At 68.7% G+C, this 21,491-nt stretch carries 23 protein-coding genes; 15 read left to right on the top strand and 8 right to left on the bottom strand.

Annotated features, from left to right (window positions below):
• The first annotated feature begins 4 nt into the window (after positions 1-4).
• Positions 5-1,375, top strand: a complete 1,371-nt coding sequence (gene glmM / locus E3O46_RS09965) for a phosphoglucosamine mutase (RefSeq protein WP_134449917.1) — start codon at positions 5-7, stop codon at positions 1,373-1,375.
• Here the strand turns inward: glmM and E3O46_RS09960 are convergent.
• From E3O46_RS09960 to coaA, 3 genes are all read right to left on the bottom strand, one after another.
• Entirely contained in the window at positions 1,372-2,130 is a 759-nt protein-coding gene (locus E3O46_RS09960; protein WP_134561634.1) for a YidC/Oxa1 family membrane protein insertase, read from the bottom strand. The two genes, glmM and E3O46_RS09960, sit on opposite strands and share 4 nt — an antisense overlap.
• Positions 2,131-2,213: 83 nt before the next feature.
• Positions 2,214-2,507, bottom strand: a complete 294-nt coding sequence (locus E3O46_RS09955) for a DUF6412 domain-containing protein (RefSeq protein ID WP_134449919.1) — start codon at positions 2,505-2,507, stop codon at positions 2,214-2,216.
• A 173-nt stretch (positions 2,508-2,680) separates the two neighbouring features.
• The gene (coaA, locus tag E3O46_RS09950; protein ID WP_134449920.1) at positions 2,681-3,637 is read right to left on the bottom strand and encodes a type I pantothenate kinase; all 957 of its coding nucleotides are present in this window, start codon (positions 3,635-3,637) and stop codon (positions 2,681-2,683) included.
• A 33-nt stretch (positions 3,638-3,670) separates the two neighbouring features.
• Between coaA and glmS the strand changes: the two genes are divergently transcribed.
• From glmS to E3O46_RS09900, 10 genes are all read left to right on the top strand, one after another.
• Positions 3,671-5,521: a glutamine--fructose-6-phosphate transaminase (isomerizing) gene (glmS, locus tag E3O46_RS09945; RefSeq protein ID WP_134449921.1), complete on the top strand. Its 1,851-nt coding sequence runs from the start codon at positions 3,671-3,673 to the stop codon at positions 5,519-5,521.
• 37 nt (positions 5,522-5,558) lie between these two features.
• Positions 5,559-5,915: a holo-ACP synthase gene (locus tag E3O46_RS09940; protein ID WP_134449922.1), complete on the top strand. Its 357-nt coding sequence runs from the start codon at positions 5,559-5,561 to the stop codon at positions 5,913-5,915.
• The gene (alr, locus tag E3O46_RS09935) at positions 5,909-7,072 is read left to right on the top strand and encodes an alanine racemase (RefSeq protein WP_134449923.1); all 1,164 of its coding nucleotides are present in this window, start codon (positions 5,909-5,911) and stop codon (positions 7,070-7,072) included. The genes E3O46_RS09940 and alr overlap by 7 nt, the downstream gene beginning before the upstream one ends.
• Positions 7,069-7,611 carry a tRNA (adenosine(37)-N6)-threonylcarbamoyltransferase complex ATPase subunit type 1 TsaE gene (gene tsaE, locus E3O46_RS09930; RefSeq protein ID WP_134561633.1) on the top strand — a complete coding sequence of 181 codons (543 nt, stop codon included), beginning with the start codon at positions 7,069-7,071 and terminating at the stop codon, positions 7,609-7,611. The genes alr and tsaE overlap by 4 nt, the downstream gene beginning before the upstream one ends.
• 9 nt (positions 7,612-7,620) lie before the next feature.
• Positions 7,621-8,253, top strand: a complete 633-nt coding sequence (gene tsaB, locus E3O46_RS09925) for a tRNA (adenosine(37)-N6)-threonylcarbamoyltransferase complex dimerization subunit type 1 TsaB (protein WP_134561632.1) — start codon at positions 7,621-7,623, stop codon at positions 8,251-8,253.
• On the top strand, positions 8,254-8,793 hold the full coding sequence (rimI, locus tag E3O46_RS09920; RefSeq protein WP_166791057.1) for a ribosomal protein S18-alanine N-acetyltransferase: 540 nt from the start codon (positions 8,254-8,256) through the stop codon (positions 8,791-8,793). It abuts the gene before it with no gap.
• Entirely contained in the window at positions 8,790-9,857 is a 1,068-nt protein-coding gene (tsaD, locus tag E3O46_RS09915) for a tRNA (adenosine(37)-N6)-threonylcarbamoyltransferase complex transferase subunit TsaD (RefSeq protein ID WP_134449926.1), read from the top strand. Before rimI ends, tsaD begins: the two co-directional genes overlap by 4 nt.
• A gap of 143 nt (positions 9,858-10,000) precedes the next feature.
• Positions 10,001-10,477 (top strand): DUF4190 domain-containing protein, encoded by a 477-nt coding sequence (locus E3O46_RS09910; protein WP_166791056.1) that lies wholly within the window; start codon positions 10,001-10,003, stop codon positions 10,475-10,477.
• 85 nt (positions 10,478-10,562) lie between these two features.
• Positions 10,563-11,150, top strand: coding sequence for a hypothetical protein (locus tag E3O46_RS09905; RefSeq protein ID WP_166791055.1), 588 nt, complete (start codon positions 10,563-10,565; stop codon positions 11,148-11,150).
• Positions 11,151-11,201: 51 nt separating this feature from the next.
• Positions 11,202-11,609, top strand: coding sequence for a hypothetical protein (locus E3O46_RS09900; RefSeq protein WP_134449929.1), 408 nt, complete (start codon positions 11,202-11,204; stop codon positions 11,607-11,609).
• A 46-nt stretch (positions 11,610-11,655) separates the two neighbouring features.
• Here the strand turns inward: E3O46_RS09900 and E3O46_RS09895 are convergent, their stop codons facing one another.
• Complete coding sequence (locus E3O46_RS09895) at positions 11,656-12,870, bottom strand: class I SAM-dependent methyltransferase (RefSeq protein WP_134561629.1); 1,215 nt, start codon at positions 12,868-12,870, stop codon at positions 11,656-11,658.
• A 150-nt stretch (positions 12,871-13,020) separates the two neighbouring features.
• On the opposite strand from E3O46_RS09895, the gene groES reads away from it, so the two are divergent.
• The 4 genes from groES to E3O46_RS09875 all read left to right on the top strand — a co-directional run bounded on the left by groES (position 13,021) and on the right by E3O46_RS09875 (position 16,737).
• Positions 13,021-13,317 (top strand): co-chaperone GroES, encoded by a 297-nt coding sequence (gene groES / locus E3O46_RS09890; RefSeq protein WP_092339382.1) that lies wholly within the window; start codon positions 13,021-13,023, stop codon positions 13,315-13,317.
• A 161-nt stretch (positions 13,318-13,478) separates the two neighbouring features.
• Positions 13,479-14,408 (top strand): EamA family transporter RarD, encoded by a 930-nt coding sequence (rarD, locus tag E3O46_RS09885; RefSeq protein WP_134557992.1) that lies wholly within the window; start codon positions 13,479-13,481, stop codon positions 14,406-14,408.
• Positions 14,409-14,451: 43 nt separating this feature from the next.
• Entirely contained in the window at positions 14,452-15,216 is a 765-nt protein-coding gene (locus E3O46_RS09880; protein ID WP_134449932.1) for a hypothetical protein, read from the top strand.
• A 186-nt stretch (positions 15,217-15,402) separates the two neighbouring features.
• Entirely contained in the window at positions 15,403-16,737 is a 1,335-nt protein-coding gene (locus E3O46_RS09875; RefSeq protein WP_134449933.1) for an ABC transporter substrate-binding protein, read from the top strand.
• 392 nt (positions 16,738-17,129) lie between these two features.
• On the opposite strand, the gene E3O46_RS09870 is transcribed toward E3O46_RS09875, so the two are convergent.
• Genes E3O46_RS09870 through E3O46_RS09855 form a run of 4 tightly spaced genes read right to left on the bottom strand, consistent with a single transcriptional unit; the run spans position 17,130 to position 21,282 of the window.
• Positions 17,130-17,912: an ABC transporter ATP-binding protein gene (locus E3O46_RS09870; protein ID WP_134449934.1), complete on the bottom strand. Its 783-nt coding sequence runs from the start codon at positions 17,910-17,912 to the stop codon at positions 17,130-17,132.
• A gap of 2 nt (positions 17,913-17,914) precedes the next feature.
• Positions 17,915-18,910 (bottom strand): ABC transporter ATP-binding protein, encoded by a 996-nt coding sequence (locus E3O46_RS09865; protein ID WP_134449935.1) that lies wholly within the window; start codon positions 18,908-18,910, stop codon positions 17,915-17,917.
• A complete protein-coding gene (locus tag E3O46_RS09860; RefSeq protein WP_134449936.1) occupies positions 18,900-19,889 on the bottom strand; it encodes a branched-chain amino acid ABC transporter permease in 990 nt (329 codons plus the stop codon). Before E3O46_RS09860 ends, E3O46_RS09865 begins: the two co-directional genes overlap by 11 nt.
• 13 nt (positions 19,890-19,902) lie before the next feature.
• Positions 19,903-21,282 carry a branched-chain amino acid ABC transporter permease gene (locus E3O46_RS09855; RefSeq protein WP_134449937.1) on the bottom strand — a complete coding sequence of 460 codons (1,380 nt, stop codon included), beginning with the start codon at positions 21,280-21,282 and terminating at the stop codon, positions 19,903-19,905.
• Positions 21,283-21,491: the final 209 nt, after the last annotated feature.

The raw sequence follows: 21,491 nt of genomic DNA, 5'->3' as shown, positions 1-21,491 counted from the left end.
CGACATGCCTCGACTTTTCGGCACCGACGGTGTTCGGGGCCTGGCCAACCGTGATCTCACGGCTGGCCTGGCCCTGGGCCTCGCCCAGGCGAGTGCCGCAGTTCTCACCCAGGGTCGCCGCGCTGAATCGCGTCGAGCCGAAGGTCGCCGTCCGGTGGCCGTCCTCGCGCGTGACCCGCGCATTTCCGGCGAATTCCTCGCCTCGGCAGTAGCCGCGGGCCTCGCCAGTTCCGGTGTCGACGTCCTTGACGCCGGCGTCATCCCCACGCCGGCCGCGGCATTCCTGATCGCGGACATCGGTGCGGACTTCGGCGTGATGATTTCCGCCTCGCACAACCCCGCCCCCGACAACGGCATCAAGATCTTTGCCTTCGGTGGCACCAAACTTCCCGACGACGTCGAGGATCGTATCGAGGCCCACCTCGACCACGACAAGCTCACGCCGATCGCCGGCGATGTCGGCCGGATCTCACGCTTCGCGGACGCAGAAGACCGCTATGTCGTGCACCTCCTCGGCACCCTCCCGCACCGCCTCGACGGTATCCACGTCGTCCTGGACTGCGCCAATGGCGCGGCCGCGGGCGTGTCCCCACAGGTCTTCACGGATGCCGGCGCGCAGCTGACCGTCATCGGCGCCAACCCGAACGGGCTCAATATCAACGACGGGGTCGGCTCGACCCACCTCGACAACCTCGCGAAGGCCGTCCTCGAGCACGGTGCCGACGTGGGCATCGCCCACGACGGCGACGCCGACCGCTGCCTCGCCGTCGACCGGCACGGCAACATCGTGGACGGCGACCAGATCATGGCGATCCTCGCCGTCTCGATGGCCGAGCGCGGCGTCCTCAAGGACCGCACGCTCGTTGCCACTGTGATGAGCAACCTCGGCCTCCGGAGGGCCATGGCGGCCAACGACATCCGCATGATCGAGACCAAGGTCGGCGACCGCTACGTGCTCGAAGAGCTCAACGCGAACGGCCTGTCCCTCGGCGGGGAACAGTCCGGACATGTCATCATGACGGACTTCGCGACCACCGGTGACGGTATCCTCACCGGACTCCACCTCGTCGCCGAGATGGCCCGCACCGGCAAGCCGCTCCACGAGCTCGCCGCCGTGATGACCGTGTTCCCGCAGATCCTCGTGAACGTGCGCGGCGTCGATCACCACGCGCTGAAATCCGACGAGGTCATCGCCGCCGCCGTGCGCGAGGCCGAAGCCGAACTCGGAGACACCGGCCGGGTGCTGCTGCGTCCGTCCGGCACCGAGCCGATGGTGCGCGTCATGGTCGAGGCGGCCGACCAGGCCACCGCCGACCGGCTTGCGCACTCCCTCGCCGACGTCGTGCGCCTGCGCCTCGCCCTCGACTCCCTCTAGGACCCGGGCCCGGTCGGAGCGAACGAGCGGTGGAGAAGGCCGCGTTCGACGAGCGTCCAGGCTGTGCTCACCGTGAGGTAGAGCGTCGCGGCCAGCGGGACCACGCTCGCGAACACAAGCGTCAGGAACGGGAGCCAGCTGAGGGTTGCGGCGAGCCGTGCTGCAGCGGGCCGGGCTGTCGGCACGACCGGAGAGAAGTATCGCGCAGCCAGTCGTCGAGAGAGCCCCGCGGTCAGGGCGATGACGGCGAGGAGCGCTCCGAACAGCATGAGTCCGGGCCAGAAGACCGGGGTGGTGCCCAGAAGCGCAAGGAACGACGTGCCGAGCGGGACGCCGCCGAGCTCCTGAGCGAGGAGCGGATTCGGGTGTCCGTTGATGCTGGCGAGGACGAAGAGCGCGTACACGGTCGACACGATCGGCGCCTGCAGGAGCGTCGGCAGGCATCCGGCCAGGGGCGACGCCTTCTCGGCCGCGTAGAGCTCGGCTGTCCTGCGGTTCAGTAGCTCGGGGTCGGCCCGGTACCGGCGCTGCAGCTCCCGGAGTTTCGGGGCGAGGCGCCTGCGGACGAACTCGGCGCGCACCTGGGCGCGGCCGATCGGTACGAGACCTGCCCGCAACAGGAGCGTGACCAGGACGATGACGAGTGCGGTGCTGCTCGCACCGGAGATGGGTGCGAGCGCGGAGGAGAAGGTGGTGACGGCCGCCGAGGCGGCTTGGAGCAGGGCTGCGACGGGCGCAACGGAATAGAGGTCCACGGAGAATATCCCAACGGTCGGAGGAAGAGGGGCGCGTCTGCGGTCGCGCTGCCTCGCCCTGCGTTGGAGTTGCCGGCTGAGGACTAGGCGACCGCGAGCGGCCGGGCCGGTGCGCGCGGGCGTGGACGCCCGGCGGTGTTGGGATGACTCGGTGCGGCGAGTTCGCTGAGCACCTCGCGGTGTCGGTGGGAGCGGCGGCCGACTGTGATCTCGAGGGCGTCGGCGGCCGTGAGTCGACACTGGACCCCGATCACGAGCGCCAGGCCGAGTACGGCGACGCCGGCGAAGAACATCATCCCCGGTTCGGTCGGCACGAGGATGAGCGCGAGCAGCGGACCGGCCAGGTACAGCACCAGCGCGGTGTAGGCGGCTCTCACGATCGCGCCTCCAGGCGGGTCGGCCAGAACGATTGGTGAGTCGACTCTACGCCGCGGAGTGAACCAATTCGACGGAGATTTTCGGTTCTGAACCGGTCTACCCGGTCTCCCACGTGTCGGAAAGCCAAAAACCCCGTCGAATCGGTCAGGGCTGCGGGCGGATGCCGCACCGCTCAGAGCTTGCGGAGCAGCACCTTCGACACGGCGTGGTTCTCGTCCTTGCGGAGCACAAGGGTCGCCCGGGAGCGCGTCGGCAGGATGTTCTGCACCAGGTTGGGCTCGTTGATCTCGTCCCAGATACGGCGGGCCTCCCGGCGGGCCTCGTCCTCGGTCATCGTCGCGTACCGGTGGAAGTACGACTTCGGGTTGCTGAACGCGCCACGCTGCAGGCGCAGGAACCGGTCGACGTACCAGCGGGCGATGTCCTGGGTGCGGGCATCCACGTACACGGTGAAGTCGAAGAGGTCGCTGACCGTGAGCCCGTGCCCCGTTGTCGGCGGCGCGAGCACGTTGAGGCCTTCGACGATGAGGACGTCCGGCTGGCGCACCACGATCTGCGCGTCGGGAACGATGTCGTAGTTCAGGTGCGAATAGAACGGAGCCCGCACCTCGGCGGCGCCGCCCTTAACGGCGGACACGAATCGGAGCAGGGATCGCCGGTCGTACGACTCTGGAAATCCCTTGCGAGCCATCAGTCCCCGCCGGGCCAGTTCGGCGTTCGGGAAGAGGAACCCGTCGGTCGTCACGAGTTCGACCCGGGGAGTGTCCTCCCAGCGGGCCAGCAGTTCGCGCAGGAGCCGGGCGATCGTCGACTTGCCGACGGCGACGGACCCGGCGACGCCGATCACGAACGGGGTGCGCCGGGCACGTTCGCCGAGGAAGTCGCTCGTCGCCCGGTGCAACTGGCTTGCTCCAGCGGCATAGAGGTTGAGCAGGCGGCTGACGGGCAGGTAGACATCGGTCACCTCGCCGAGGTCGAGCGGCTCGCCGAGGCCGCGCAACTGCACGATCTCGGTCTCACGGAGGGGGAGCTGGGTGGTGGGTGCAAGGGCCGCCCAGTCCGCTCGATCCAGCTCGACGAACGGTGTGGTGTGGCCGTTGTTCCAGAGGCTCGCGGCTGGATCGGACATTCCACACAGCTTAGTCGGACTAAAATCGGGGCTATGTGCGGAATCGTGGGTTATGTCGGGGAAGATAAAAGCGTCGAGGTCCTGATGAGGGGGTTGCGGAGACTGGAATACCGGGGGTATGACTCGGCGGGGATCGCGGTCATCGACGATGACGGCGTGCTGAACACCAGGAAACGGGCCGGTAAGCTCGCCATTCTGGCCGGGGACCTCGAAGGCAACCCGATGAACAACGGCCGTACCGGCATCGGCCACACCCGCTGGGCCACCCATGGCGGACCGACCGACGCGAATGCGCATCCGCACCTTGGTGACAACGGCAAGCTCGCCCTTATCCATAACGGCATTATCGAAAACTTCTCCGTTCTCAAGGAGGAGCTCCTCTCCGAGGGCTTCACCTTCGAGAGCGAGACCGACACCGAGGTCGCCGCAGTGCTGCTCGGCCGCGAATACCAGCGCCTCGGCGACCTGAGCGCCGCGTTCCTGAGCGTCGTCGGCCGCCTGGACGGCGCATTCACCCTCCTCGCGGTGCACCAGGACCAGCCCGGTGTCGTCGTCGGCGCCCGTCGCAACTCTCCGCTCGTGATCGGTCTCGGCGACGGGGAGAACTTCCTCGGCTCCGACGTCGCAGCGTTCGTCGAGTTCACCCGCCGGGCCGTCGCCGTCGGCCAGGATCAGATCGTCACGATCACCCCTGAGGTCGTCACCATCACGGACTTCGACGGCAACGCCGTCGAGTTCGAGGAATTCGACATCGCCTGGGACGCCTCCGCCGCCGAAAAGGGCGGTTGGTCCAGCTTCATGGCCAAGGAGGTCTCCGAGCAGCCGGACGCCATCGCCAACACGCTCCTCGGCCGCATCCACGAGGGCCAGGCCGTCGTGCCCGAGCTCGAGGCCTTCGGCGACGACGTGCTCGCCGGCATCCGCCGGATCGTCATCGTCGCCTGCGGTACCGCGGCGAACGCCGGCTACGTCGCCAAGTACGCGATCGAGAAGTGGACCCGCGTGCCCGTCGACGTCGAGCTCAGCCACGAGTTCCGCTACCGCGACCCGGTGCTGAACCCGGAGACCCTGATCATCTCCATCAGCCAGTCCGGCGAGACCATGGACACCCTGATGGCGGTCAAGTTCGCCAGGGAGTCCGGCGCCAAGGCCATCTCGATCTGCAACACCCAGGGTGCGACCATCCCCCGCGAGTCCGACGCCGTGATCTACACGCACGCCGGCCCAGAGGTCGCCGTGGCCTCGACGAAGGGCTTCACCGCCCAGATCGCCGCCCTCTACCTCTTCGCCCTGCACCTCGCCCGCGTGCGCGGCAGCATGACCGAAGCGGATGCCGCGGCCCAGATCGTCGAGCTGCAGGCCATTCCCGCAAAGATCGCGACCACCCTGCTCCAGGAGAGCGCCGTGCACGAACTCGCCGCCTGGATGTCGGACACCCGTGCCGTGCTGTTCCTCGGCCGCCACGTCGGTTTCCCGATCGCCCTCGAGGGTGCGCTCAAGCTCAAGGAACTCGCGTATATCCACGCAGAGGGTTTCGCTGCCGGCGAGCTCAAGCACGGTCCGATCGCGCTGATCGAGCCCGGCCAGCCCGTCTTCGTCGTCGTGCCGAGCCCGCGCGGTTCCGCGCACCTGCACCCCAAGGTCGTCTCGAACATCCAGGAGATCCGCGCCCGCGGCGCTCGCATCATCGCGATCGCCGAAGAGGGCGACGTGGCCGTTCTGCCGTTCGCGGACACCGTACTGCGGATCCCGCTCGCCTCGCCGCTGTTCGAGCCGTTCCTCGCGGTCGTGCCGATGCAGATCTTCGCGATGGAGCTGGCAACGGTCAAGGGCCTCGACGTCGACCAGCCCCGCAACCTCGCGAAGTCGGTCACGGTCGAATAAGCGCGGACGGAGTGGGGACGGGCAGGCGGTCGCGGGCGTGATTCGTGGCATCGGCGTCGACATCGTCGACCTCGACCGGTTCGACCGGCAGGTTCTGCGCACGCCCGGACTCGTTCCCCGGCTGTTCGCGGCCGCAGAACGCGGCCTGCCCACCCACTCCCTCGCGGCGCGGTTCGCGGCCAAGGAAGCACTGATCAAGGCGCTCGGCGACAGCGCGGGCACGAGCTGGCAGGAGATGGAAGTCGTGAGCGACGCGCACGGTAACCCCGGATTCCGGCTGAGCGGGGTCATGGCCGAGGTGCTGCGTGCGCGCGGCGTCGACTCCGTGCACCTCACGATGACCCACGATGCGGGCGTCGCCTGCGCCTTCGTCGTGCTCGAGGGTGCATCGTGAGCGAGTTCCGCGAGGCCGTCATCGACCTCGGTGCGATCGCCGCGAACGTCGCCCACCTGCGCGCCACGATCGGCACCCCGCATTTCATGGCCGTCGTCAAGGCCAATGCGTATGGCCACGGCGCGGTCCCCGTCGCCCGCACCGCCCTCGCCGCGGGGGCCGACTGGCTCGGCGTCGCCGATCTCACCGAAGCGCACGCGCTCAGGGACGCCGGCATCGAGGCCCCGCTCCTCGCCTGGCTGCACGGGCCCGACACGGATTTCGAGGCCGCGATCGCCAGGGACATCGACCTGGGTGTCTCGTCCGCCTGCCAGCTGCGGACCATAGCGGATGCCGCCGGCCGGCTCGGCCGCGTCGCCAATGTCCACCTGAAGCTCGACACCGGCCTCAGCCGCAATGGCCTGAACGGGCCGGACTGGGCCGAGGTCTTCGCGCTCGGCTCCGGCTTCGAACGGGACGGCCTCGTGCACGTCCGCGGCATCTTCAGCCATCTCTCCAACGCCTCCCCGGCCGCGGACGACGAGGCCGTCGCCCGCTTCAGCTCCGGCCTCGACCTCGCCGCAGCGGCAGGGCTGACCCCGGAGCTCGCGCACCTCGCGTCGACAGCGGCCGCCCTGCGCCTGCCCGCCGCCCGGTTCTCCATGGTGCGGATCGGCATCGGCCTCTACGGGTTGTCCCCCTTCGACGACGCGAGCCCGCGGGAGCTCGGCCTTTCGCCGGCGATGACCCTCCGCGCGAGCGTCGCCGCCGTGCGCCGGGTGCCTGCGGGAGCGGGCGTGTCCTACGACTACCTGTGGCGTGCCCCAGAGGACGGCAATCTGGCCCTCGTCCCGCTCGGTTACGCGGACGGTGTGCCCCGCGCGGCGTCCGGCTCTGCGCGGGTGAACATCAACGGCCGCGGCTATCCGATCGTCGGACGCATCGCGATGGACCAGTTCGTCGTGAGTCTCGGCCAGGACGGTGTCGACGTCGGGGACGAGGTCGTGCTCTTCGGCGACCCCGACGTGCGTGGGGGAGAGCCGGAGCCGGTGCCGAGCGCTGCCGACTGGGCGGATGCCGCCGGCACGATCAACTACGAGATCGTCACCCGGATCGGGCACCGCGTTCCGCGCAGCTACCGGGCTGTCCTCAGCGAGAGCGGGGAGCCCGCGCGATGAACCGCCGGGTGATCCCCGACGCCGCTGCGATGCACTTCTGGGGCGTCCGCGTCGCCGCTGAGCTCCGCGCGGGCGACCTGCTCGTACTGACCGGTCCGCTCGGCGCGGGCAAGACCACCTTCACCCGCGGCCTCGGCGTCGGACTCGGGGTACGCGGCGCGGTGACGAGCCCGACCTTCGTGCTCGCCCGCACACACCCGAGCCTCGTCTGCGGCCCGCCGCTCGTGCACGTCGACGCCTACCGGCTGCAGGGCGCGATGGAACTCGACGACCTCGACATCGACTTCGAACACTCGGTCGTCGTGGTCGAATGGGGTCGCGGCCTGCTCGACGGCGTCACCGAATCCTGGCTCGACATCGAGATCGAGCGGCCGACGGGCGCATTGCAGACCGGGCCGGCGGGCGCGGCCGGCTCCGCCCGGGCATCCGCCGCACCCGGCCTGGACCTCGACGTCGACCTCGACGAGCCGCGCACCGTCACCATCACCGGGTTCGGCCCCCGCTGGGCCGCGTTCGAGGGCGCATGGCCCGGGGAATAGGCTGAACAGGTGCTTCTCGCCATCGATACCTCCGCCGGAACCAGCGTCGCGGTCGTCGACGGGGTCCGCGGCGTGCTCGCGGACATCGACACCGCAGACACCATGCGCCACGCGGAGGTGATCGGCAGACTCATCGCAGAGTGCCTCGACCGGGCGAACGTGCGGGTCGCCGACCTCACCGGTGTCGTCGGCGGCATGGGCCCTGGCCCATTCACCGGTCTCCGCGTCGGCATCGCCGCTGCCCGCGTCTTCGCTCTCGGCGCCGGCCTGCCCTTCCTCCCCGTGATCAGCCACGACGCCATCGCCCTGAGCCGCTTTCGGGCCGGCCACACCGGCGGCCTCGTCGTCGTGACCGACGCCCGCCGGCGCGAGGTGAACTGGTCGGCATACAGCGGGGCGGATGCCGCCGGCCTGCCCGTACGCCTCGCCGCGCCAGGGGTGGCGAAACCGGCCGTCCTGCTCGAGCCCGACTGGGTCTACGCGGGCCTGGTCCGCGCGGACGCCGTGACCGTTCCGGCCGCCGACCTCGGCAGGGTCGCTGAACTGCTGCTGGCCAACGACCGTGCCTTCGCGACCGACGCCGCCTTCTACCTGCGCTCGCCCGACGTCACCCTCTCCAACGGTCCGAAACGGGTGAGCTGAGTGACCTGGCAGCTGCGCCGCGCCCACGCGGGCGACCTCGACGGCATCATGGCCCTCGAGACCCGCCTCTTCGAGAACGACGCCTGGTCCGCGGAGGGCATGCTCCGGGACGTGACCGACCCGGACTGCTACTACCTCGTCGCGGTCCCGCCGGACGAACCCGACCGCATCGAGGCATACGCGGGGCTGCTCGCGCCGCGCGGGGCGCTCGAGGGCGACATCCAGACCATTGCCGTCACCGAGACGGCCCGCCGGCACGGTCTCGGCGCCACCCTCGTGCAGAGCCTCGTCACCGAGGCCCGCAAGCGAGGCATCCGCGAGGTGTTCCTCGAGGTCCGCGCCGACAACCCCGGCGCCCAGCGGGTCTACCTCCGGCTCGGCTTCGAGGAGATCGGTGTGCGCCGCGGCTACTACCAGCCGGACAACGTCGACGCGCTCGTGATGCGACTCGCAGTGCCGCCCGCGGAGGCGGCGCTCGCCGCGCCCGACCCGGTGCAGTCCCCGACCGACCCGACGGATGCCGCGGAGGCGACCGAATGAACCGCGACAACCCCCTGGTGCTCGGCATCGAAACCTCCTGTGACGAAACCGGCATCGGGATCGTCCGCGGAAGCCGGCTGCTCTCCAACACGATCGCCTCATCGATGGATGAGCACGCCCGGTACGGCGGCGTCGTACCCGAGGTCGCGGCGCGCGCCCACCTCGAGGAGCTCGTCCCGATGATCCGGGCGGCGACCGAGGACGCGGGCATCCGCCTCGAGGACGTCGACGCGATCGCCGTCACCTACGGCCCCGGCCTGTCCGGCGCGCTCATGGTCGGCGTCGGCGCCGCGAAAGCACTCGCGATCGCCCTCGGCAAGCCGATCTACGCGGTCAACCACCTCGTCGGCCACGTCGGTGCCGACGTACTCCAGACCGACGCCGATCCGGGCACGGAGCCCCTCGAATACCCGACGATCGCCCTCCTCGTCTCCGGAGGGCACACCTCGCTCCTCCTCGTGCGCGACCTCGTCTCCGACGTCGAACTGCTCGGCGAGACCATCGACGACGCGGCGGGGGAGGCCTTCGACAAGGTCGCCCGCATCCTCGGCCTGCCATACCCCGGCGGCCCGCAGATCGACCGCGTCGCGCTCGGCGGCGATCCGGCGTACATCCGCTTCCCCCGCGGCCTCAGCCATCACAAGGACATGGAACACCACCGCTACGATTTCTCCTTCTCCGGGCTGAAGACCTCGGTCGCCCGCTGGGTCGAGCAGACCCGCGACGCGGGGGAGACCGTGCCGCTCGCGGACGTCGCGGCGAGCTTCCGCGAGGCCGTCATCGACATCCTGCTCACCAAGGCCGTCGCCGCGTGCACCGACCTCGGTGTGCCGCGACTTCTCCTCGGCGGCGGGGTGATCGCGAACGCGCGGCTCCGCGAGCTCGCCGTCGAGCGAACGGATGCAGCAGGCATCGCCCTGCGCATCCCGCCGCTTTCGCTGTGCACCGACAACGGCGCCATGATCGCCGCGCTCGGCGCCCAGCTGATCATGGCGGGTCACGAGCCGTCCACCCTCGACTTCGGTGCGGATTCAACGCTCCCTGCTTCCGTCATCCAGGGCTAAAAACCGCGTCCCATCTCCGGTTCCTATGCATCCGCGATACGCTGGACGCAACAGACATGGCGCGTCATGGGCGTTGACACCCGTTCAATGAGGGTGCAACTATGGCACCGCCAGCTGATCGAAGCCCAAAGGAGCCGTTAGTCATGACCGACCCGAACCAGCCTCCGGTAACCCCGCCCCCGGTGAACCAGCCCCCGATCTACCAGGCGCCCGCCGCGCCCGAATACCAGGCACCCGCCGCGCCGGCGTACCAGGCACCTGCCGCCCCCGCGTATGGCGCACCGGACACGTACGGTCAGCAGCAGTACGGCCAGCAGCAGCAGCAGTACGGCCAGCCGCAGGCGTACGGCCAGCAGGCCTACGGCCAGCCCCTCGCCCAGGACAAGTACAACGTCCTCGCGATCGTGTCGCTCGTGTCGGCGTTCTTCGTCTCTCTCGCCGCGATCATCACCGGCCACATCGCCCTCAGCCAGATCAAGAAGACCGGAGAAAAGGGCCGCGGGCTCGCCATCGCCGGCCTCGTTCTCGGCTACCTGGGCATCGTCGCCGGCATCATCGGCGCGATCCTCTTCATCGTGCTGATCAGCACGGCCTCGACCAACGGGTACTCCAGCTACTGACCCACTGGATCGTCCCTGCCGGCCTGTCGTCACGACTGACCTGCCATCACCGTTGACCCGTCAATGAAGTGGAAAGGAACAGCTCATGAGTGATCTGAACGCCCCTGGTGCCTCGGGAATCCCTCCGGTTCCCGAGGTTCCGCAGGTGCCCGACGTGCCGCACGTGCCCGAGGTTCCCGAGGTCCCGCAGATTCCGCGCGGCGAGTCCACCGTGGCCGCTGCAGGGCTCCCCGGAACGCAGCCCGTGGCATCCGGCGGCGATGGGTTCGCCGGTCCGCCGTTCACGGATCCTCCGACCGCCGGTCCAGCGCCCGGCGGTCCTGCCTCCGCCGGACCGCCGTCGCCGCCGCCCGGTTACGGGTATCCGTACCCGCCCGCCCCGGGGACGCAGGCTTCGACCCGCCAGCCGCTGCTCAGCATCCTCTCGCTTGTCGCAGGTGTCGTCGGACTGCTGGGCCTCCCGATCGCCTTCATCCCCTTCGTCGGCGGGGTGCTCACCCTGCTGCTGCCGGCCGCGGCCATCGTGCTCGGGGCGCTCGGTCGCACGAAGGAACCGCGCGCACGTGCCCTGTGGCTCACCGGCCTGATCACGGGCATCGTCGGCGTCGCCCTTTCCCTGCTGAGCATCGTCGTCTGGATCATCGTCTTCGCAAGCATGCCGAGTACCTACTAATATCGCTGAGAGCCCGTTCCCCGGGCGAAGTGAACGGACCGGGAGGCCGCAGTGACGGATGCACGACGTCCCACCGCCGGTGACGACCTCCGCTTCGAACTGACGCGCCCGCCGGAAGAGGTCACCGGCGAACTCGACTACGCGTCGACCGTCACGGCTCCCACCGAATGGGTGCCGTACGTCTACACCGAGTCCGAGCTGCGCGCCCTTGCGCGCAGGCGCGCCCGCTCTCTCGCCTCCCTCTTCTTCGGCGCCGTCGGCCTCGCCGGCGCCGTCTTCGTGGTCTGGACCGCGCCGCTCTCGCTCGCGGCCGTCGTGCTCGCCGTCTGGGCGAGCCGCACCGAACGCGCGGCCGTCGCGATCTGGGCCTGGGGCCTCGGCACCGGTCTCGCGGGCCTCGTCATCGCCGCCGGCTGGATCGTGCTGATCAGCCAGGGCATCAGCCCCATCCCGCACTGAGCTCCCGGCGTTGAGTGCCCGGCGCTGGGTGCCCGGCGCTGAGTGCTCAGCGCGGCGGCTGCACCCGCTCCACGAGCAGAGCGAGCCTGTGGCCGCCCGCCCGGGTGAGCACGAGAGTGGCGGACTCGGACCCGTGCAGCTTCAGCCGGGTGCGCAGCACGGCCGGGTCAACGTCCACGCCGCGCTTCTTGATCTCGAGAGTCCCGATCCGACGCTCCTTGAGCGCGAGCCGGAGTTTCTTCTCGTCCACCGGCAGCGACTCGAGCACCCGGAACGCCGTCGCGAACGGGGTCTCGTGCAGCGACTCTGAGCTCAGGTATGCGATGCCCTCCCCGAGCATCAGCGCGTCCATGCTGCGGGCCAGGTCGCCGATCAGCCGCGCCCGGATCACGGCGCCATCCGGCTCATACAGGTAGCTCCCGGGCACGCCCGCCTCTCCGGGCACGGTCTCGACATCCGGACTGTCCGCGGCCGCGGTCAGCTCGTGCCGGCCGTCCCTGCCCAGGAGCAGGGCCGAACGGCGGATGCCCTCGCGAGCGAGAACGCCGAACCAGAGTCCCATCTCCACGAGCTTTCCGTCCACGGACACCCACTGCGCTTCCGCGGCGGCGGGAATGGCGTCACGGTCGTGACCCGGACCGAGCTTCACTCCGATCGGCATCCGCTCGCTCAGTCCGAAGACGAAGTCGAGGTTCGGCGAATAATCCTCCGGGCGGGTCAGCCGGGAGGTATTGCTGTGACCGGCCGTACGGCGGGCCGGGTCGAGCCAGGCAGCGTCGAAGCCGGTGAGGTCGAAGGTCTCCGCGTCGCCGTGCACGACGGCGGCATTGTCGAAGGGGGCGAGGTTGTAGCTCGCGACCGTGGCCGTGACCTCGTCCGTGTCCACGGCGGTCACCTGGATGTCGAGCGCGGCGAGGGCCATCGAGTCGCTGCCGATCCCGCTGCCGAGATCGGCGACCCGGTTCAGTCCGGCAGCGGCGAACCGGCCGGCGTGCAGCGCGGCGACGTTCAGGCGGGTGGCCTGTTCGAGACCGGCCTCAGTGAAGAGCATCCGCCCGGCGAAGTCGCCGAACTTGGCCACGGCCTTCGCCCGCAGCCGCGATTGGCCGAGCACCGCGGTCACGAGTCCCTGAGGATGGCCGGCCTTCCGCAGGTCGCTCACCAGCCGAACCACATCGGAGGCGTTGTCCCAGGGCGGAAGCGAGTCCAGCAGGCGCAGCCCCTCGGGGGACAACAGGTCAACAAGCTCGGAGCGTTCCATTGTCCAAACGATATCAAGCCATGGCCGCCGCGCCCGGAACGCCCGAGTCTGGCACTCACGTTGCGTGAGTGCCAGAAGCGCCCTAAACTCGCTGTTAGCACTCTCGCTGTGAGTCTGCCAACCAAGTCTTAGCTAAGAAAGAGGTCAACCGTGTCGGTCTCCATCAAGCCGCTCGAGGATCGCATCGTCATCAAGCAGGTCGACGCCGAGCAGACCACCGCATCAGGTCTGGTCATCCCTGACACTGCCAAGGAAAAGCCCCAGGAGGGCGAAGTTGTCGCCGTCGGCCCCGGCCGCATCGACGACAACGGCAACCGCATCCCGCTCGACATTGCCGTGGGCGACAAGGTCATCTACTCCAAGTACGGCGGAACCGAGGTCAAGTTCGGTGGCGACGACCTCCTCGTCCTCTCCGCACGCGACGTGCTCGCCGTCGTCGTCCGCTAGGGATTCGTTCCAGGCGCCACGCACGACCGCAGTACACGTACGAACAACACAAAATCCCGGATGGCCTGATCATCCGGGATTTTGTGTTGCCAGGTCCGCCCGAGCGCGGCCCGCACCACCCAACACGTCCAGGCAGGGCACGCCCGCGAAGGGGAATCGTTGTGAGCAGGACACGGAGCCAGTCGGCCGAACCGACCAGCGGACTCGCCTTCGCGATCTCCGCGTACGGCCTCTGGGGCCTGCTCCCGCTCTTCTTCCTGCTGCTGCACCCGACGGGACCCTTCGAGGTCGTGGCCTGGCGCGTGCTCTTCTCCCTGGTCTTCTGCCTCGCCCTGATCACCGTCACCCGTGGCTGGCCCGCCCTGCTCATAGTCCTCCGCCGCCCGAAGACGGTCTGGGTGATGGGCCTGGCCGGCCTCCTGATCTTCGTCAACTGGCAGACCTACGTCTTCGCGACGCTGACCGGGCACGTGGTCGAGGCCGCCCTGGGCTACTTCATGAACCCGATCGTCACGGTGCTGCTGGGCGTCTTCGTTCTGCACGAGCGGTTGCGGCGCATCCAGTGGATCGCGGTCGCGATCAGCGCGGCCGCTGTGCTCGTGCTGACGCTCGGCTACGGGGCACTCCCGTGGATCTCGCTCGTCCTCGCCCTGTCCTTCGGGTTCTACGGGCTGATCAAGAAGAACGTCGGACCCGGCGTCGGCGCGCTCACCGGCCTCACCCTCGAGACCGCCTGGCTGATGCCGATCGCGGTCGCGGAACTCCTCATCGTGGGCGCCGTCACCGGGCTCACCTTCGGCACCGTGTCGCCGTGGCACACCGTCGGCCTCGTCTCAACGGGCGTCGTGACGGCCGTCCCGCTGCTGTTCTTCGCAGCCGCCGCCCGCCGCCTGCCGCTCAGCCTGCTCGGCCTCGTGCAGTTCGTCGCACCGGTGCTGCAGTTCCTCGTCGGGGTCTTCATCCTCGGCGAGCCGATGCCGCCGGAGCGCTGGGTCGGCTTCGGGCTCGTCTGGGTCGCGCTCGTGATCCTCACGGCCGACATGGTCGTCACCGGACGCGCCCCGCGGCGAGCATCCCCCGAACCCCTCTGACCGGCGATACGCTCGAAGCATCCCACCTGTGAAAGGACCACGGATGCCCTTTCCAGCTCTGAACGTCACCTCGCGACCCCGGGGGCTCACGTCTGCCGGTCTCGCGCTCACCGTCGTCGCCGCCGCGCTGCTGCTTTCCGGGTGCACCGCAGGGGACGCCCCCGTCGTCGTGACCAGCACTCCGACCGTCGCCGCGACGGTCGCGCCGACCGGCGACGGCACGCTCCTGATCGGCACGCTGTTCCCGATGACCGGGGAAGCGGGAGCCGCAGTGACCGGCGCCGCTCAGGTCGCCGGCACCGAGCTGGCCGCCCGCGAGATCCTTGAGCAGGCCGTGCCCGGCACTCTGCCGATCCAGCTCGTGCATCGGAACTCGACGGGGAACGTCGCGGCCGCGGTTGCCGACCTGGTGGCGCGACACGTTGACCTCGTTCTCTGGGACGCGACGAGTGCGGTGCCCGCTGATGTCACGGCATCCGTCGCCGCAGCGGGCATCGCCCTGCTGCCTCTGAACGACTTCACGAACGGCGGCACTCCGCTCGCAGCAGACGAGGCCTTCGCAGTGCGCCTGCGCACCTCGGACCCCGGGCTCGCCGACACCGCCGGAGGCGGGGAAGCCTTCGACGGGGTGGTGCTCGCGGCCCTCGCCGCGAGGGAGGCAGGCGACGACGGCGGGCCCTCGATCGCCCCGGCGCTCGACCGGGTCAGCCACGGCGACGCGGTGTGCGCATCCTGGGCATCCTGCATCACCGCCCTCGGTGAGAAGAAGCAGATCGCATACCAGGGCGTGACCGGGCGACGCTCCTAGTACAGCACCTCGTCCGACGGCGTCCCCCAGAGCAGGTGCCGGTGGTGTCACGAATCGCTAACGATGTTCTCTTTGCGCGGCAAGAAAACATCCTCGAAACAAAGTGATCCTAGGTTGGAGCCTAATAACGCGAGTGGGCCTCACCCGGAGGCGTACTTACGCGTGCAAGATGAAAGGGTACCCAGGATGATTAAATCCAAGCACGCCCTCCGGACCGCCATCGTGGCGGGAGCAGGCGTCATCGCCGTCATGCTCTCCGGTTGTGCATCCGGCGGCGGTTCAACCGCTACCACGACCTCGGCTGCGGCCGCGTCCTCGTACACCGACGCAGCTTGTGCGAGCGGAGCGTCCACGGACAAGTCGCTGGTCGTCGGCTCGATCCTCCCGATCACCGGTAGCCTCGCCTATCTCAACCCGCCGGAACTCGCCGGCGTCGGCCTCGCCGTCTCCGACATCAACGCCGCCGGCGGCGTCGACGGCAAGGACGCCTGCGTCCTGGCCACCGACTCCGGTGACAGCACGGACCTGACGATCTCGACCGCGTCCGCCCAGAAGCTCATCGCGGCTAAGGTCTCCGTCGCGATCGGCGCCGCGTCCTCGAGCGTTTCGCTCAACGTCGTCGACTCCTTCGCCTCCGCCAAGATCGTCCAGATCTCCCCGGCCAACACCTCGGCCAAGCTCAGCGGCTACGGTCCGTTCTACTTCCGTACCGCACCGCCGGACTCGGTCCAGGGTTCCGCGCTCGGCCAGCTCATCACGGGTGACGGCAACGCCAAGGTCGCCTTCCTCGTCTTCAACGACTCCTACGGCACCGGCCTCCGCGACTTCACGCAGGCCAGCGTCGAAGCCTCCGGCGGAACCGTCGTCTATGGCGGCAAGGGCAACGGCCAGGAATTCCCCCCCGGCCAGACCACGTTCTCGTCCGAGGTGACCGCTGCGAAGGCGACCAACCCTGACGCGATCGTCATCCTCGCCTTCGACGAGACCAAGTCGATCATCCCCGAGCTCAAGGCCCAGGGCGTCGACCTCTCCAAGGTCTACCTGTCCGACGGCAACACCGCCGACTACAGCAAGGACTTCGAAGCCGGCACGCTGACCAGCGCACAGGGCACGATCCCCGGCGCATACCCGGCTGATGACTTCAAGGCCAAGCTCGTCTCCTGGTACAAGGACACCCAGAACGCAGCTCTCGGAGACTTCTCCTACGCTCCTGAGGCCTACGACGCGACCACCCTCTCCGCCCTCGCGGCGCTGAAGGCCAAGTCCACCGTCTCCGCCGACATCCAGGCGCAGCTCGCGGCCGTTTCCGGCGCGAGTGGCAAGGGCACCAAGTGCAAGAGCTACGCCGAGTGTGCACCGCTCGTCACCGCCGGAACGGACATCCAGTACGTCGGACAGTCCGGCGTCGGCCCGTTCAACTCGCACAACGAGCCGTCGAGCGCCTTCATCGGCATCTACAAGTTCGACAAGGACAACAAGCCGGTCTGGCAGTCCGCCATCGAAGGACAGACCTCCTACTAGCAGGAGAGTGCTGATCGTCGGCTGAGGCCGGACGAACACAGGGAGCGGGGTCGGGCGAAAGCCCGGCCCCGCTCTTTCGTGCGCCCGCCCCCGCGCCTCCCCGCCCCGCGCCTCCCCGCCCCGCGCCTCCCCGCCCCCGCGCCTCGCCGTGCTCGCCAGCATCCGATCTTTCGCTGAGGTGTCGCAGATCGACGTTCGCCGACCCCGTGAACCTCGATGTGCGACCCCTCAGCGAGGTTTCCAGCCGCACCGGCGCCGGTTTCGGCAGCCCGCGCCCGCCGTTGCGGGAGCGCCTGAGCAGACGGGCGCAGCGGCGGATGTCGCCGGGGACGCGAAAAGGCCCGTGCCTGCCCCCAGGGGGCTGGCACGGGCCTCTCGGCGGTGCGGGCGGGTCAGGCGATGCTGACGGGCTTCTCGTCCTTCTCAGCGTCGACGTCCTTGGCGAGGGTGCCGAGGTAGAGCTCGATGACCTTGGGGTCGTCGGCGAGCTCGCGGCCGGTGCCTGTGTAGGCATTGCGGCCCTGATCGAGCACGTACCCGCGGTCGCAGATCTGCAGGCAGCGGCGCGCGTTCTGCTCGACCATCACGATCGTGACGCCGGTCTTGTTGATGCGGCGGGTGCGGATGAAGGTCTCGTCCTGACGCACCGGGGAGAGGCCGGCGGACGGCTCGTCGAGGAGCAGTACGGACGGGTCCATCATGAGCGCACGCGCCATCGCGACCGACTGGCGTTCGCCGCCGGAGAGCGAACCGGCGCGCTGGTTGCGGCGGTCGGCGAGGGCGGGGAACAGGTCGAAGATCGCGTCGAGACGCTCGACGAGCAGCTTGGGCCGCAGGTACAGGCCCATCTGCAGGTTCTCCTCGATCGTGAGGGAGGGGAACACGTTGTTGTTCTGGGGGACGAAGCCGACGCCGGCCTGCACGAGGCGGTTCGCCTTGAAACCGGTGATGTCTTCGCCCTTGAGCGTGACGTTACCGCTGCGGACGGACACCAGTCCGAACAGTGCCTTGAGCAGCGTGGACTTGCCCGCGCCGTTCGGGCCGATGATTCCGATGAGCTCACCGGGGTAGACATCCAGGTTGCAGCCGTTGAGGATATTGACCCCGGGAACATAGCCGGCGACGAGATCCGTCGCCTGCAGGACCGGAGCGGGAGAGCCTGTGGGTACAACCATGACTACGCGTCGCCTTCCGTGCGGTTTTCGAGTTCGACCTCTTTGGCCAGTTCCTCCGCGACTTCGTCCGTGAGGAGCGAGTCGTCGCCGAGGTCGGTGTCGTGGTGCGCGCCGAGGTAGGCGTCGATCACGGCCTGGTCGTCCATGACGGTGGCCGACGGACCCTCCGCAACGACCTTGCCCTCGGCCATCACGACGACCCAGTCGGAGATGTGCCGCACCATGTGCATGTCGTGCTCGACGAACAGGACGGTCATGCCCTCGTCGCGGAGAGACTTGATGTGCCCGAGCAGCGACTGGGTGAGTGCGGGGTTGACCCCGGCCATCGGCTCGTCGAGCATGATCATGGTCGGTTCGCTCATGAGCGCCCGCGCCATCTCCAGGAGCTTCTTCTGGCCGCCGGAGAGGCTGCCGGCCATGTCGTTCTTCTTCTCGAGCAGCTTGAACCGCTGCAGGAGGTCCTCGGCCTGCGCCGTGATCTCCCGTTCGCGCGCAGCCCAGAGCGGCTTGATCACCGCGGCGAAGAGGTTTTCGCCTGGCTGGTCCTTCGCGCCGAGGAGCATGTTCTCGAGCACGGTGAGCCTGCTGAGCGCCTTCGTGAGCTGGAAGGTGCGCACCATGCCGCGCTGGGCGACCTTCGCCGCACCCATGTTGTTGACCGAACGCCCGTTGAACATCGAGCGGGCTGCCTGGTCGGACTTCGGGCCGCCGATGAGGCGCGGAGCGGAGCTCGGCTTGTCGAAGCCCGTGATCAGGTTGAAGAACGTGGTCTTGCCCGCGCCGTTCGGGCCGATCAGGGCCGTGATGATTCCGCGCTGTACCTCGAGGTGCGGCACGTTGACGGCGGTCATGCCGCCGAACTGCCGCACGATGTTGTCGACGACCAGGATCGGGTCTGGCTTGGGGACGCCGGGAAGGGGGGAGACGGCGGCGACGCTCGCGGTTGCGGCTGCCGCAGCGGCTGTCGGGGCGACGGTGACTCCGAGATCAGTTGACATTGAAGCTCAGCTCCTTCTTGTTACCGAGTACACCCTGGGGTCTGAAGATGACCACGAGCATGAGCACCACACCGATCAGGATCCAGGAGAACTGTTCGGCCTGCTGGCCGTTCATGATGCTGTCCGGCACGAACTGGCCGGCGACACCCTGCACGAACAGGCGCAGGGCGAAGAAGATGATCGAGCCGAGCACGGGCCCGAACACGGTCGCGGCGCCGCCGAGCAACAGTGCTGTCCACACGAAGAACGTCATCGATCGTCCCATGCTGTCCGCCTGAACGGATGCCGGCAGCACGTAGATGATGCCGCCGAGCGCTCCGATGGTGCCGCCGAGGATGAGCGCCTGCATCTTGTAGCTGTAGACGTTCTTGCCGAGGCTGCGGATCGCATCCTCGTCTTCCCGGATGCCGCGGAGTACGCGACCCCACGGGCTGCGCATCAGCAGGAACACGAAGAGGCAGAGGATCCCGACGATGGACCACGCGACCAGGCGGATCCACCAGCCGTTGGAGCCGGTGTTGTCGTAGGTGAACGGGCCGAGGGTGGTCTGGCCGTCGCCGAGGAAGGAGAGGTCGGTGAACGGGCCTCGGTAGCTCTGGCCGGTGAGACCGTTCGAGCCGCCGGTGATGTCGGTGAGGAGCGACGAGCGCCCGATCATCCGCACGATCTCTGCGGCCGAGATCGTGACGATCGCGAGGTAGTCACCGCGCAGCTTCAGCGTCGGAACGCCGAGGATGAGTGCGAAGACCGCCGCGGCGACGAGTGCGATCAGTACGGCGGGGAACAGCGGGATCCCGGCGACGATGGAGATGGCGAAGGCGTATGCGCCGACGAGCATGAATCCGGCCTGGCCCATGTTGAGCAGGCCGGTGTAGCCGAAGTGGATGTTGAGTCCGATGGCTGCGATGGCGAGTGCCGCCGTCGATGGCGAGAAGGCGGAGGCGGCAATCGCCGTCAGGGTCGTCAGAAATTCATTCACGGTCTTGTCCTTCCTAACCGATGCGCTCTCGGCGCCCGAAAATGCCTTGTGGCCTGACGAGCAGGACGAGGATGAGAATGAGCAGTGCCGTGGCGTACTTGAAGTCGCCGGGGAGCACGAGGTTCGTGAGCTCGACGACCATGCCGATGATCATCGCGCCGGCGAGGGCGCCGAACGCGGTGCCGAGGCCGCCGAGGGTGACCGCGGCGAACATCAGCAGCAGCAGCTGCAGGCCGGTCTGCCAGTTCACGCCATTGAGCACGAGGCCGAGCATGACGCCGGCGAGACCGGCGAGTCCGGCGGAGGCCGTCCAGACCAGGCGGATGATGGCGTCGACGTCGATCCCGGAGGCCGCGGCGAGCGAGGGGTTGTCCGAAACAGCGCGGGTGGCCCGGCCGATCCGGGACCGGAGCAGGAACAGCCCGACGAGGATGATGACCGCAACGGCGATGCCCATCGCCCAGAGCGACTGAACCGAGAGGGTGATCGGGCCGATTTCGACGGTGACCGGGTTGGCCTTGTCGATCCGGACGGTCTTGGCCCCGATGAAGAACTGGAACGCGTACTGCAGCGCGATCGAGAGGCCGATGGTCACGATCATCAGCTGGGTGTTCGGCAGGCCGCGCTTGCGCAGTGGCTTCCAGATCAGCGCGTCCTGGAAGTACCCGGTCGCCGCGCAGACCGCGACGGTGAGGAAGGCGGCGAGGAAGAGGTTGAGACCGAGCTGGTTGGCGAGCACGAATGCCAGCAGGCCGCCGAGGGTCACCTGCTCGCCGTGGGCGAAGTTGCTCAGCCCGGTCGTCCCGTAGATCAGCGAGAGGCCGACGGAGGCGAGGGCGAGCAGCAACCCGAGGCGGATGCCCGACGCGGCCTGCTGGAGGAAGCGCTCCCACGTGACGGAGCCGGTCGTCGCGGAGTCACCCGTCGACGGGGCAGAGGTCGAGAGGCCGGTGCTTTCCCCGCTGACCAGCTTGAAGATGGTGCCGGCGTTGCGACCCAGGCCGCCATTGACGGTTGCCGGGTTGGCGATGCTCGGGTCGAGGGTGTTCCCGCTCGGCAGGCTCGTGGTGTCGAGGGTGACGGTCGAGGGGCCTGCGACCGTGATGGCCACGCCCCACTTGCCCGCGGCATCCGTCACGAGGTTCTCGGTCGTGTCACCGTTCGTGACCGTGAGCCTCACGCCGACGGCGGGGTCGCCGTTGCCCTGTTTGATCGTGCCCTGGATACAGCCTGTGGTGGCATTGGCCACACACGCCGTAGTCGGGACGGCCGTCGCCGCGGAAGCACTCGTCGCGCCGAGGCCCATCAGGCCCAGACTGGCGACTCCGATGAGCAGGAGACCGGCGAGCATCCGCCGGGACGACAGGAGGCCTGCCGTACGTGTTCGCTGCATGAATGGTGTCAAAACGTAACCTCCGTGAACGGGCGGGGCCTCGGGGTGGTCGAGGGGAAAAAACTCGGGTGAACCGGCCCCTGCCAACTTCTTCGTCGACAGTACGTCCCGATTATGTCGCAAATGTTTCGGAGTGGTCCTCGGAATCGTTTCCGTCCTCAAGGAATGCGCACGCGGAGAAGTCGCTTAACATTGGGGAACCGGTCGTT

The sequence above is a fragment of the Cryobacterium glucosi genome (assembly GCF_004402235.1).
GTDB classification, from domain to species: domain Bacteria; phylum Actinomycetota; class Actinomycetes; order Actinomycetales; family Microbacteriaceae; genus Cryobacterium; species Cryobacterium glucosi.
This window is presented reverse-complemented; position numbering and strand designations above follow the sequence as displayed.